Origin of the sequence: Rhizomicrobium sp., from assembly GCA_037200985.1 — a bacterium.
Classification (GTDB): Bacteria; Pseudomonadota; Alphaproteobacteria; order Micropepsales; family Micropepsaceae; genus Rhizomicrobium.
The window spans coordinates 1672888-1685168 of sequence record JBBCGJ010000001.1 but is presented as its reverse complement, the minus strand read 5'-3'; the positions used below and the strand labels follow the sequence as shown (position 1 = coordinate 1685168).

At 66.5% G+C, this 12281-nt stretch carries 10 protein-coding genes; 8 read left to right on the top strand and 2 right to left on the bottom strand.

The annotated features are described in order from the left end of the window. Positions 1-1635, top strand: a complete 1635-nt coding sequence (locus WDN01_08195) for a hypothetical protein (protein ID MEJ0025993.1) — start codon at positions 1-3, stop codon at positions 1633-1635. 162 nt (positions 1636-1797) lie between these two features. Here the strand turns inward: WDN01_08195 and WDN01_08190 are convergent, their stop codons facing one another. Next, positions 1798-3354 carry an aminoacyl--tRNA ligase-related protein gene (locus tag WDN01_08190; protein MEJ0025992.1) on the bottom strand — a complete coding sequence of 519 codons (1557 nt, stop codon included), beginning with the start codon at positions 3352-3354 and terminating at the stop codon, positions 1798-1800. Between the two features lie 102 nt (positions 3355-3456). On the opposite strand from WDN01_08190, the gene WDN01_08185 reads away from it, so the two are divergent. The 5 genes from WDN01_08185 to WDN01_08165 are packed head-to-tail and all read left to right on the top strand — an operon-like array spanning position 3457 to position 7071. Then, on the top strand, positions 3457-3765 hold the full coding sequence (locus WDN01_08185) for a type II toxin-antitoxin system RelE/ParE family toxin (GenBank protein ID MEJ0025991.1): 309 nt from the start codon (positions 3457-3459) through the stop codon (positions 3763-3765). Continuing rightward, on the top strand, positions 3753-4046 hold the full coding sequence (locus WDN01_08180) for an addiction module antidote protein (GenBank protein ID MEJ0025990.1): 294 nt from the start codon (positions 3753-3755) through the stop codon (positions 4044-4046). The genes WDN01_08185 and WDN01_08180 overlap by 13 nt, the downstream gene beginning before the upstream one ends. Continuing rightward, complete coding sequence (locus tag WDN01_08175; GenBank protein ID MEJ0025989.1) at positions 4046-5419, top strand: lipoprotein-releasing ABC transporter permease subunit; 1374 nt, start codon at positions 4046-4048, stop codon at positions 5417-5419. The genes WDN01_08180 and WDN01_08175 overlap by 1 nt, the downstream gene beginning before the upstream one ends. After that, positions 5412-6116: an ABC transporter ATP-binding protein gene (locus tag WDN01_08170; GenBank protein MEJ0025988.1), complete on the top strand. Its 705-nt coding sequence runs from the start codon at positions 5412-5414 to the stop codon at positions 6114-6116. The genes WDN01_08175 and WDN01_08170 overlap by 8 nt, the downstream gene beginning before the upstream one ends. A gap of 49 nt (positions 6117-6165) precedes the next feature. Beyond that, positions 6166-7071 carry a LysR substrate-binding domain-containing protein gene (locus WDN01_08165; protein MEJ0025987.1) on the top strand — a complete coding sequence of 302 codons (906 nt, stop codon included), beginning with the start codon at positions 6166-6168 and terminating at the stop codon, positions 7069-7071. Here WDN01_08165 and WDN01_08160 read toward each other — a convergent pair. Further along, positions 7068-7544 (bottom strand): type II toxin-antitoxin system HicB family antitoxin, encoded by a 477-nt coding sequence (locus tag WDN01_08160; GenBank protein ID MEJ0025986.1) that lies wholly within the window; start codon positions 7542-7544, stop codon positions 7068-7070. The two genes, WDN01_08165 and WDN01_08160, sit on opposite strands and share 4 nt — an antisense overlap. 95 nt (positions 7545-7639) lie before the next feature. Here WDN01_08160 and WDN01_08155 point away from each other — a divergent pair, with 95 nt between their 5' ends. Both WDN01_08155 and dnaE read left to right on the top strand, forming a co-directional pair. Beyond that, positions 7640-8506: a methyltransferase domain-containing protein gene (locus tag WDN01_08155; protein MEJ0025985.1), complete on the top strand. Its 867-nt coding sequence runs from the start codon at positions 7640-7642 to the stop codon at positions 8504-8506. 348 nt (positions 8507-8854) lie between these two features. Continuing rightward, entirely contained in the window at positions 8855-12280 is a 3426-nt protein-coding gene (dnaE, locus tag WDN01_08150; protein MEJ0025984.1) for a DNA polymerase III subunit alpha, read from the top strand. Position 12281 lies beyond the last annotated feature (1 nt).

Sequence of the window (12281 nt, the reverse complement as noted above, 5' to 3'; positions counted from 1 at the left end):
ATGCGCGCGGTTTTGCTTGCGATGATTGTGCTGTGGCTGGGTGCCGGCGGTGCCGAGGCGGCCGGCCAATGGCGCATCGTCCGCGACCATTGGACGGCGGAGGACGAGGCGGGATTCGGCAGGTTCGTGGCGGCCCTGGGCGCCAGCAATTGCAGCTCCTCGGAGAGCTGCCTGCGCGACGAGGCCAATCCCTACCGCAAGACCGACCAGCGCTTCATCGACATCGACGTCGACTGCGCCAAGCTTCCCTATCTCCTGCGCGGCTACTACGCCTGGAAGAACGGCCTGCCCTTCGGCTATGTCGACGGCGTCAGCGGGGAGGGCGGGGACCTGCGCTACACCAAGGCCGCCAACCGGGCCACGGGACGTCACGACATCGTCGACCGCGGGCAGGGCATCGACGGCCCCGCCGCCCTGCGCCAGATGATCGACACAGTGTTCTCCGGCACCTACCGGACCGATGCCGCCGAGCGCCGCGGCGTGCTGTCGGACTTCTATTCGCCGGCCTTGCAGCCCGGCTCGATCCACCCCGGTTCCGTGGTCTACGACGTGAACGGCCATGTCGGCATCGTCTGGAAGGTCGACGACGACGGCCGCATCTACTACATGGACGCGCACCCCGATTTCACCATCACCCGCAGCGTCTATGGCGCGCAGTTCGGCCAGAGCCCGGTGCGGCTCGGCGGCGGGCTGAAGAACTGGCGGCCGTTCATGCTGGTCGGCGCCCATCGCGATCCCGCCGGCCATCTGATCGGCGGCCGTCTCGCCTATGCCGAGAACGACCAGATCGGCGACTTCTCGCTCGTCCAGTATACCGGCACCGAGCCCAACCCGAAGATGGACGTGAAGAAAGCGCGGTTCCTCTACAATGGCGAGGAACTGGGATTTTATGAATATGTCCGCGTCGCGGTTTCGGGCGGGCGCATGGATTTCAATCCGGTCTATGAGCTCAAGGCGACGATGAAGACCTTGTGCAACGACCTGAACGACCGCGCGCAGTATGTGGACCTCGACCTCAAGGACGGCATCGCGGTCAAGCCGCATCCCGAACGCCTGCCGGACAACATCTACGGCTCGGAGAACCTGGAATGGGAGACCTATTCCACGCCCTCGCGCGACGCGCGCATCAAGGCCGCCTTCGTCCAGTTCTACAAGGACATGGCCCAGATGATCGACCTGTGGGTCAAGCGCGACCCGCGCATCGTCTATGACGGCAATTTCCTCAAAGACGACCTGCGGCGCGCCTATGCGCAGCAGAGCCAGGCCTGCACCATCACCTATCTCAACTCGTCGAAACGGCCGGTGGCGATGACCTTCGACGACATGGCCAAGCGCCTCTTCGCGCTCTCCTTCGATCCCTATCACTGCGTCGAGCTGCGCTGGGGCGCCGACGGCGACGAGCGCCAGAGCTGCACCGACGGCAAGGCGAAGCAGCGCTGGTACGAGGCCGAGCAGCGCCTGCGCAACCAGTCCGACCGGACCTACGATCTGCAGATGGGCTTCAGCATCGCCGAGCTGAACGCGCATGCGAGAGGCAGCGGCATCGACCATGCGCCGCCGGTGGACATCGAAGCGCTGATCGACGCCATGCCCGACCGCACGCCCATGGCTGCGATGGTTCCGGTGGGGCGGTAGCGAAACAGTGGGCAAATAACAAAAAAACATTGTCATGGCCCGCGAATGCGGGCCACCCGGGTGATAGCGGTACGCTCTTCGGACTTGCGCGCGATGCGATCTCGCGAACCTGCTCGCGAACCCAACTGGATGGCCCGCATTCGCGGGCCGTGACAATCGGGTTTAGTACGCCCGCGCGATCAACACCTCTTCCACGCCCGGCCTGCCCGTGAAGATGCACGGCCCGAACGTCGCCGGCTGATCCATCGGCGCGTTGCGCAGGGTGAGCTTCAGCGTCTTCAGCTTGGCGTCGATCGCCTCCAGCTCCGCGCCGCTCGCCTTGCACCACGGCGCCCGTACCCAGCCCTTGAACTCGTCATTGTCGTCCTCGCCGGCCGCGCCGAAATAGGCCGCAAGCTCGTCCCAGGTCCCGATGTCGGTCTTGATGTTCGCGTCCAGCCGCGCCTTGGCTTCCTTGAAGAGCGTCGCCTGGATCTCGGCCAGCAGGACCGGAACCATCGCCACGAATTCGTCGCGCGGCAGGGCGTGGCTTTTGACCTTGTCACCGTCCCGCAAGGCGTCCCGGCGCATGAACGTCACCGTTCCGCTCGCCGCGTCGCGCGCGCCGATCTCCACGATGACCGGCGCCCCGCGGCGCACCCAGTTCCAGCGTTTGTCGGCCGACTTGGTCGCCCGCTTGTCCACGAGAACGCGCAGCCGCTCGTCGAAGGCGCGCTCGGCCTTCAGCGCGGTCGCCAGGCCTTCGGCGAATTCCAGCACCTGGGCGTCTTCCGGCTTGTCGCGCAGCATCGGCACGATCACGACCTGGCGCGGCGCGATCGCCGGCGGCAGGCGCAATCCGTCGTCGTCGCCATGGGTCATGATCACCCCGCCGACCATGCGGGTCGAAAGCCCCCAGCTCGTCGTGTGGCAGAAGGAAAGCTCGCCCGCGTCGTTCTGGAAGCGGATATTCTGCGCCTCGGCGAAATGCGTGCCGAGATAGTGCGAGGTGCCGGCCTGCAGGGCTTTGCCGTCCTGCATCATCGCCTCGATGGAATAGGTCGCGACCGCGCCCGGGAAGCGCTCGTTCTCCGGCTTCTCGCCCGAGATCACCGGCACCGCCAGCGTCTCCTCGGAGAAGGCGCGATAGACTTCGAGCATCCGCATGGTCTCCTCGACCGCCTCCGCCTGGTTGGCGTGCGCGGTATGGCCCTCCTGCCAGAGGAATTCGGTCGTGCGCAGGAACAGGCGCGGGCGCAGCTCCCAGCGCACCACATTGGCCCACTGATTGATCAGCAGGGGCAGGTCGCGATGGCTCTTGACCCAGCGTGAGAAGGCATCGCCGATGATGGTCTCCGAGGTCGGCCGCACGATATAGGGCTCTTCGAGCTTCGCCTCCGGATCGGGAACCAGCTTGCCGTCGATATTCTTGAGCCGGTGATGGGTGACGACCGCCATCTCCTTGGCGAAGCCTTCGACATGCTCGGCCTCCTTGGCGATGAAGGAGAGCGGGATGAACAGCGGGAAATAGGCGTTCTCGTGTCCGGTTTCCTTGATCCGGCGGTCGAGATCGCGCTGCATCTCCTCCCAGGTGCCGAAGCCCCAGGGCTTGATGACCATGGCGCCGCGCACCGGCGACGGCTCCGCCATGTCGGCCTCGCGCACCACGGCCTGGTACCATTGGGCGAAGGTCGACCGGTTGCCGGTCGTCCGGGACACGCTGAGGGCGCGCTGTGCCATGAATTTCTCGCGAATTGCTCTGTTAACCGGGGTTTCGTAAGAAGGATCGGGGCGATTTGCAACCGAAGCCGGGCTTGACCGGTTGTATCCTACGGAATACAAATGCTCCGTCTGCTTCAAACAGACACGTTTTCCAGGTGGCTGGGCGGTTTGCGCGACAGTGTCGCGCGAACCAGGATCAACAAGCGGCTCGACCGGTTGGCCTTGGGAAATCCGGGAGACGTGAAGGCGCTCGGCAAGGGTCTGTTCGAAATGCGGATCGACCACGGTCCGGGCTATCGTGCCTATTATTTTCGCCATGCGCAGGAAGTCGTCGTGCTTCTGGCCGGCGGTGACAAGAAAACGCAGGAACGGGACATCGTGACGGCGTTTGAACTCATGGAAGCGGTGAAGGCGACATGGCCAAAGTGACAAGAGTGAAGCTCAGCCCCTATGACTCCGCCGCCTACCTCAAGACCGAAGAGGACGTTGCGAACTATCTCGATGCCATTTTCGAAGACGGCGATCCCGCGCTGATCGCCCACGGACTGGGTGTCGTGGCACGCTCGAAAGGCATGGCGAAGATCGCCAGGAAGACCGGCTTGGGCCGCGAAAGTCTTTACAAGGCGTTGTCCAAAGACGGCAATCCGGGTTTCCTGACGGTGCTCAAAGTGGTCAACGCGCTCGGCTACAAGCTGAAGCTTGCCGCCTGATGGTCGATCATCCCGCAGAGCTCGATCCGCGCGCGGCGCGTGCCGCCGGCACCGCACTTGCGGCGACCGAATTGCCACCGTTTGCCGTGGCACCAAGCGCAGCGGCGGTGCGTCCCGCGGCCGGCCACCCCTTCGCGGCTTTCGAATGGATGGTGGCGTTCCGCTACCTGCGCCCGCGGCGCAAGGACGGGTTCATCTCGTTCATTTCGATCCTGTCCCTCGCCGGGATCGCGCTGGCGGTCGCCGCGCTCATCATCGTGATGTCGGTGATGAACGGCTTTCGGCACGACCTGCTCGCGCGCATCCTGGGCCTGCAGGGCCATGCCATCGTCCAGGGCTATGGCGGCAACCTTGCGAATTTCGACGCCATCGCCGCCCGGGTGCGCGCCGTTCCGGGCGTGGTCGACGTCGCGCCGATCGTCGACGGCCAGGCGCTGGCCTCCGGCGCCGGCACCTCGCCCGGCGTCGTCGTGCGCGGCATCCGCGCCGGCGACCTCAGGAGCCTGACGGCGGTCTCCAATTCGCTGTCGCCCGATGCGCTCGCCCTGTTCAAGGGCGGCGACAGCGTGATCATCGGCGCGCGGCTCGCGGCCAAGCTCGGCACCGGGCCGGGTGGGTCGATCACCCTGATCGCGCCGCGCGGCAACGTCACGCCCTTCGGCGTCACCCCGCGCATCAAGACCTATACGGTGGCCGGCACCTTCAACATCGGCATGAGCGAATACGATTCCACCTTCGTCTTCATGCCGCTGGACGAGGCGCAGCTCTATTTCAACCTGGGCGACAGCGTGACCGGCCTGGAAGTCATGGTGTCCAATCCCGACGACGTGAACCGCATGCTCAAGCCCTTGAGCGACGTCGTGGGTCCCAGCGCGCGCGTGCTGAGCTGGCAGGCGATCAGCTCCAGCCTGTTCCAGGCGCTGGAGGTCGAGGCCAATGTCATGTTCCTGATCCTGGCGATCATCACCCTGGTCGCGGCCTTCAACATCGTCTCCACCCTCATCATGCTGGTGAAGGACAAGTCCGGCGACATCGCCATCTTGCGCACCATGGGGGCGACGCGTGGCGCGGTCACGCGCATCTTCTTCATCGCCGGCGCCAGCATCGGCATCGCAGGAACCGCGACCGGACTTGCTGTCGGCACGCTGTTCTGTGCCAACATCGAGAGCATCCGCCAGCTCCTGTCGCACATCACCGGCACGACGCTGTTCGATCCGACGATCTATTTCCTCGAACGGATGCCGGCCCGGATCGAAATCGGCGATGTCGCGGCCGCCGTGGTGCTGGCGCTGGGGCTGTCGTTCCTCGCCACGCTCTATCCCGCGTGGCGCGCCGCGCGCCTCGATCCGGTGGAGGTGCTGCGCTATGAGTGAGGCGCTGCGCCTGGAAAACGTCACGCGGACCTACACCCAGGGTCCCGCCACGCTCGAAGTGTTCCGCGACGTGAATTGCACGCTCCGCCAGGGCGAGCTGGTCGCGCTGGTCGGGCCCTCCGGCGCCGGCAAATCGTCCCTGCTGCACATGGCCGGCCTGCTCGAGGCGCCCAGCAGCGGCGAGGTCTATATCGGCGGCGTCGCGGCCTCGACATTGCCCGACGCCGAGCGCACTCGCATCCGCCGCGACACGATCGGCTTCGTCTATCAGGCGCATCATCTGCTCCCGGAATTCAGCGCGCTGGAGAACGTCGTCATGCCCCAGCGCATCGCGGGACGGCCGCGCGCGCAGGCCGAGCGCGACGCCGAGCACATCCTCACCTATCTCGGCCTCGGCGAGCGGCTGACGCACCGCCCCTCGCAGCTGTCCGGCGGCGAGCAGCAGCGCGTCGCCATCGCCCGCGCCCTCGCCAACCGGCCGAAGATCCTCCTGGCCGACGAGCCGACCGGCAATCTCGACACCCGCACCGCCGTCGGCGTCTTCCAGGCGCTGGTCGATCTGGTGCGCTCCGAGGGCCTCGCCGCCCTGGTCGCGACGCACAATCTCGAACTCGCCGGCCGGATGGACCGCGCCCTGATCCTGCACGAGGGCAAGCTGCTCGATGGCGGCAAGCTCGGCGCGCGCCAGCCCGCCTGAGCCGCGGAATTCCGTCGACTTCGGTCCGCTTGCGCGGTTGAATTCACCCATGGCCGATATCGACATCAACAATATCCGGCGGATCGACGGCGGCCTGCTGCTCGTCTTCCGCGGCCTCCTGCGCCAGCGCCGCACCACCGCCGTCGGCCGCGAGCTCGGCCTCAGCCAATCGGCGGTCAGCCATGCGCTCTCCCGGCTGCGCGACCTGTTCGACGACCCGCTCTTCATCCGCCGCCCGCATGGGCTGGAGCCCACGCGCCGCGCGCTCGAGCTTTCGCCGCGCATCGACGCGCTGATCGATCTGGCCGGCGAGACGCTGGGACGCGAGGCCGGCTTCGATCCCGCGCACAGCGCGCGCCGCTTTGCCGTCGCGGCGCCGGAATTCGTCACGGCGCTGATGGGCGCAAAGCTCGTGACGGCGTTCCGCCGGCGGGCGCCCAAGGCCTCGTTCGCCGTCCAGTTCCATGGCCGCCGCTCGCCGCTCGATGCGGTGCGCCGGGGCGAACTGGATATCGCCATCGGCCGCTATCCCTCCGTCGCCTACGGCCTCGCCACCGAGCTTCTGTTCGAGGACCGCTATTGCGTCGTCGCGCGCCGCGGCCATCCGGCGATCAAGGGCCGCATCTCCTACCCGGCCTGGCTCAAGACCGGCCACGTCTTCGCCGACACGCAACTGGAGGAGGGCGTCGAGAACCGGGCGCCGCCGGTCGATAACATCGCGTCTACCGCCTCGGTGCAGCGCTGGCTGACCGCGCTGATCGTCGTATCGGCCAGCGACGCGATCGCGACCTGCCCGCTCCGTCTGGCGAAGAGCCAGGCGAAACGTCTCGGCCTTCAGGTGATCACCACGCCTTTCCTCCAGGACCGCATCCCGGTCTACGCCGTGCGTCGCGAAGGCTCTGACAGCGGCGTCGACTGGTTCTTGGGCGAAATCCGTAAGGCCGCGGCGGCTTAGCGCTTCGGCTTCGCCGCCGGCACCAGGGCGTTCTTCAGCGCGCGCGCAAGCGCCGCGTCGGCGTGCAGCATGCCCGGCCCCAGCGCGACGCCGAGCACGACGCTGAGCGCGAAGCCGAAAAAGCTCGACCGGCTCATGCCCAGCTCGGCGGCCCGCGCGTCGGCCCGGGCGATCAGGCGCCTGGGCAGATAGACGTTGACGCGTTCGGACGGGTCCGGCGGCGCCACGTTCACCATCACGAAGGCGAGGAAGTTCCTGGGCCGCGCGATGTCCGCGATCGGAGTGGGCGGCGGCAGCTCGCGGTCCTGTTCCGCCAGCGTCTCGGCGAAGGTGGCGACGATGCCATGCACCTTTTCCACCGCCTCGTCCTGCGTGCGGCCGACCGCGACACAGTCCGGAAAATCCGGCAGCCAGACCGCGAAGGTCTTCTTTTCCGCCTTTTCGAGGATCGCTGGGTAGAGCCTGGACGCCATCTGGTGCTCCTGTTCGGTGTGTGATATCACACACTAACGATGCGTGTGTTAATCGACACACACTAGCAGAGCCGCATGGCGGCCGGGAGGTGGGAATGGACCGCGAGCAGGAACTCGCCGTGGTGCGGGCGGCCTATGCGAAGCAGATACTGGCCGAGGTCGAGGTGCGCGACGCGGCGCTGGAGGCCGCCTTCGCCGCCGTCCGGCGCGAGAATTTTCTCGGGCCCGGTCCCTGGGCCGCCCTGCGCGCCGCGCGCGGCTATTGCGACACGCCGTCCGACGATCCGGTCTACCTCTACACCGACGGCCTGTTCGGCATCGTGGCGGAGCGCAGGCTGAACAACGGCCAGCCCTCGCTGCATGCCTGGCTGCTGCACAAGGCGGCACCGAGGCCCGGCGAGCACGTCGTCCATGTCGGCGCCGGGGTCGGCTACTACACCGCGATCATGGCGAAGCTGGTCGGGCCCGGCGGCCGCGTCACCGGCATCGAGTTCGATCCCGATCTGGCGGCGCGCGCGAAGGCGAACTTCGCCCTCTGGCCGAACGTCGAAATCCTCGCCGGCGACGGCGCGACCGTTCCGTTCGATCCGGCCGACGTCGTCTACGTCAACGCCGGCGCGACCCAGCCCGCGCCGGCCTGGCTCGACCGGCTCAAGGAGAGTGGCCGCCTGATTCTGCCGCTCACCACCACCAAGGGCTTCGGCGAGGTCGACCCGCGCAAGATGGCGTTCCATGGCGGTGTGTTCCTGGTGACCCGCCACGGCGACGCCTATGACGCGAAATGGATTTCGCCCGTCGCGATCTTCCCCTGCGAGGGCAACCGCCACGCGGCGGCCGAGCGGGCTCTGGCCGGCGCCTTCGAGAAGGGCGCGTTCTTGAACGTCTCCCGTCTGCGCCGCGATCCGCATCCGCGCGCCGAGACCTGCTGGCTCCACGGCGACGTCTGGTGCCTTGCGGGTTAGCGGCACAAAACATTGATGGAACTCGTGAAACGCGAGGCCTATGGACCGGTTTTCGTCATTCCCGACTCACAAACGATCACCTTTTGTTCTTGACAGGCGGGAACGCAAAGAGAACATTGGCACCTCAAACGAGCGAGGACGGTCATGTGGATCAAGGATGCGGCAGCGGGCGTGAGTTTGGTGGTCTTCGTGGCGTCGTCCTACCTGCTGGTTCCGGTGGCGCAGGCGCTGCTCTCGGCCTTTTGACGCCGCCAAGGCTCGGAGCTGTGGATGGCGGCGCGATTGCTGTGCCGCCGCTCGCCGCATCCGATACTGATCCTGTGAACAGCAAAGCGAATCGGGACGGCCATGGAGCGCAAACCGGCGGCATTCGTCCATTTGAGGGTGAAAAGCGCCTACTCGCTCCTCGAAGGCGCGGTCAGGCCTGGCGAGCTTGCCGCGCTGGCACGCGAGAACGCGATGCCCGCCGTCGCGGTCACCGACGTCAACAACCTCTTCGGGACCTATGAGCTTTCCGACACGCTGGCCAAGGCCGGCGTGCAGCCGATCGTCGGCTGCCTGGTCTCGGTCGAGCTGGAAGAGGCGCCGGCGATCCAGGTCCTCGGCACCCGCAAGAAGCCGCCGGCGATGGCGCTCCTGGTCCAGAACGACACCGGCTACCGCAATCTCTCTAAGCTCCTGAGCACCGCGTTCCTCGGCGCCGAGCCGGGCGACTTTCCGCATGTCACCGCGGCCCAGCTTGCCGATCATGCCGAGGGCCTGATCGCGCTTACCGGCGGCCCCGGCGGGCCGGTCAACAAGCTGATCCTCGAAAACCAGCTCCAGGCCGCCGACGCCCTGGTGGGCCGGCTGCACGCGATCTTCGGCGACCGGCTCTATATCGAGCTTCAGCGTCACAACCTCGCGGAAGAGCGCGCCGCCGAGGACAAGCTGATCGACATTGCCTATGCGCGGCGCATTCCGCTGGTCGCCACCAACGACGTGCATTTCGGCAAGGCCGACATGTACGAGGCGCACGATGCGCTCCTGTGCATCGCCGATGCCGCCTTCGTCAGCCAGGAAGACCGCCGCCGCCTGACGCGGGAGCACCGCTTCAAGTCGTCCGCCGAGATGGCGGCGCAGTTCGCCGACCTGCCCGAGGCGATCGAGAATACGATCGAGATCGCGCGCCGCTGCGCCTTTAGGCCCAAGAAGCGCGATCCGATCCTGCCGCAATTCGTCCCCGAATCCGGCCGCTCGCCGGAAGACGAGATGCGCGAGCAGGCGGCGGCCGGGCTCAAGGCCAAGCTCGCCCAGCACGGCCTGCATGCCGATCTGCAGGTCTATCTCGACCGGTTGGAGTTCGAGCTCGACGTCATCCTGCGCATGAATTTCGCGGGCTATTTCCTGATCGTCTCCGATTTCATGAAATGGACGCGCGGGCAGGGCATCCCCGTCGGCGTGCGCGGCTCGGGCGCGACCTCGCTGGTCGCCTGGGCGCTCGACATCACCAATCTGGATCCGATCCGTTTCGGCCTCCTGTTCGAGCGCTTCCTCAATCCCGAGCGCGTCTCGATGCCGGATTTCGATATCGATTTCTGCCAGGAGCGGCGCGACGAAGTCGTGCGCTATGTCCGCGAGAAATACGGCCGCGACCGCGTCGCCCATATCATGGCGCTGGGATCGCTCCAGGCGCGCGCCGCGGTGCGCGACGCCGGCCGCGTGCTGCAGATGCCGCTCGGCCTGGTCGACCGCATCGCCAAGCTGGTGCCCAACCCGCCCGGCAAGCCGGTCTCGATGGAAGACGCCTTCGCCTCTGAGCCGCGGCTGCAGCAGATCGCCGAGCAGGAACCGACGGCGCAGAAACTCTTCTCCATCGTCGAGAAGATCGAGGGTCTTTATCGCCACGCCTCCACCCATCCCGCCGGCGTGGTGATCGGCGATAGGCCGCTGGACGAGATCGTGCCGCTCTACCGCGATCCGCGCTCCGAAATGCCGGTGACGCAGTTCGACTATGAGGACGCCGAGAAGGCAGGCCTGGTGAAATTCGACTTCCTCGGCCTCAAGACGCTCACCGTCATCGCCAAGGCGGAGGAGCTGCTCAAGAAGCGCGGCATCGACCTCGACACCCAGAACATCGATTTCGACGATGCGGGCACCTACGAGATGCTGTCGAAGGGCGACAGCGTCGGCGTCTTCCAGCTCGAAGGCGCGGGCATGCGCGACCTCTTGCGCAAGATGAAGCCGGACCGCGTCCACGACCTCATCGCGCTCGTGGCGCTCTATCGCCCCGGCCCGATGGACTCCATCCCCAAATACATCGCCGTCAAGAACGGCAAGGAGCCGCCGGAATATCTGCATCCGCTGCTCGAGCCGATCCTGAAAGAGACCTTCGGCGTCATGACGTATCAGGAAGACGTCATGAACATCGCCCGCGAGCTCGCCGGCTATTCGCTCGGTCAGGCCGACCTCTTGCGCCGCGCCATGGGAAAGAAGATCGCTTCCGAAATGGCGGTGCACGAAGAACGCTTCATCAAGGGCGCCGTCGAGAAGGGGATTTCCAAGGGCGTCGCGGCGCAGATCTTCGAGCAGGCCGCGAAATTCGCCGGCTACGGCTTCAACAAGGGCCATGCCGCGGCGTATGCCCAGGTCGCCTACCAGACGGCGTATCTCAAGGCGAATTATCCCGTCGAATTCCTCGCCGCCTCGATGACGCTCGATATCGGCAACACCGACCGGCTGAACGTCTTCAAGCAGGAAGCCCAGCGGCTGGAGATCAAGGTCCTGGCGCCGGACGTCAACCGCTCCGAATCCGTCTTCACCTGCGATGCCGAAAAGAACCTGATCTTCTACGCGCTCGCCGCCGTGAAGGGCGTCGGCCGCCAGGCGATGGATCACGTGGTGGAGGAGCGCCGCGCCAACGGCCCCTTCCGCGGCCTCGGCGATTTCGCCCGCCGCATCGATCCCAAGCTCGTCAACAAGCGCGCCTTCGAGAGCCTCGCCCGCGCCGGTGCCTTCGACGCCTTGAACCGCAACCGCCGCCAGGTGGTGGAATCCGCCGACATCCTGCTGGGCAGCGCCCAGCGCAATGCCCGCGAGCGCGAATCCGGCCAGATCGCGCTGTTCGGCGGCCCGGCGCAGGACGACATCCGTCTCGCGTCCGTCTCCGACTGGCCCTCGCATGAGCGGCTGAGCGAGGAATTCGCCGCTATGGGTTTCTATCTGTCGGGCCATCCGCTCGACGCCTATGCGGCGCCCTTGAAGCGCCTTGGCGCCACGACCCTGGCCGCGTTGACCGAGGATCGCCGCCGCTCTGGCTTCAAGGCCATCCTTGCCGGCACCATGATCCGCAAATATGAGCGGCGCAGCCGCAACAATGAAAGCTATGCCTTCGTCTCCTTCTCAGATCCCACCGGCATGTTCGAGGTGATGCTGTTCCCCGAAGTGCTGGCTGCCTCGCGCCCGCTGCTGGAGGCCGGCAAGTCGGTCCTGATCACCGCGAGCGCGGAGTGGGACGGGGACGAGCTCAAATTGCGCGCCGCCGCTATCGCCGACCTCGACGCCGCCGCCGCCAATGCCGGGGAGGGGCTCAAGGTCTATCTCCAGGATGCCAGTCCGCTCGGCGCCATCGCCGCCCAGCTCAAGCAGGCCGGCAAGGGCATCGTCACCTTCGTCGTCCCCGGCGGCCCGGGCGAAGAGGTCGAGATCAAGCTCCCCAAGCCCTATCAGGTAACAGTGGCTCTGAAGAACGCGATCAAGTCGCTCCCCGGCGTGGCGCAGGTGGAGTCGGTATAGC

What these genes read in the sequence shown, in the direction of transcription:
- dnaE (MEJ0025984.1), top strand. Translation starts at nt 8,855, where the DNA reads ATGGAGCGCAAACCGGCGGCATTCGTCCATTTGAGGGTGAAAAGCGCC.
- WDN01_08170 (MEJ0025988.1), top strand. Translation starts at nt 5,412, where the DNA reads ATGAGTGAGGCGCTGCGCCTGGAAAACGTCACGCGGACCTACACCCAG.
- WDN01_08185 (MEJ0025991.1), top strand. Translation starts at nt 3,457, where the DNA reads ATGCTCCGTCTGCTTCAAACAGACACGTTTTCCAGGTGGCTGGGCGGT.
- WDN01_08190 (MEJ0025992.1), bottom strand. Translation starts at nt 3,354, where the DNA reads ATGGCACAGCGCGCCCTCAGCGTGTCCCGGACGACCGGCAACCGGTCG.
- WDN01_08175 (MEJ0025989.1), top strand. Translation starts at nt 4,046, where the DNA reads ATGGTCGATCATCCCGCAGAGCTCGATCCGCGCGCGGCGCGTGCCGCC.
- WDN01_08180 (MEJ0025990.1), top strand. Translation starts at nt 3,753, where the DNA reads ATGGCCAAAGTGACAAGAGTGAAGCTCAGCCCCTATGACTCCGCCGCC.
- WDN01_08160 (MEJ0025986.1), bottom strand. Translation starts at nt 7,544, where the DNA reads ATGGCGTCCAGGCTCTACCCAGCGATCCTCGAAAAGGCGGAAAAGAAG.
- WDN01_08195 (MEJ0025993.1), top strand. Translation starts at nt 1, where the DNA reads ATGCGCGCGGTTTTGCTTGCGATGATTGTGCTGTGGCTGGGTGCCGGC.
- WDN01_08155 (MEJ0025985.1), top strand. Translation starts at nt 7,640, where the DNA reads ATGGACCGCGAGCAGGAACTCGCCGTGGTGCGGGCGGCCTATGCGAAG.
- WDN01_08165 (MEJ0025987.1), top strand. Translation starts at nt 6,166, where the DNA reads ATGGCCGATATCGACATCAACAATATCCGGCGGATCGACGGCGGCCTG.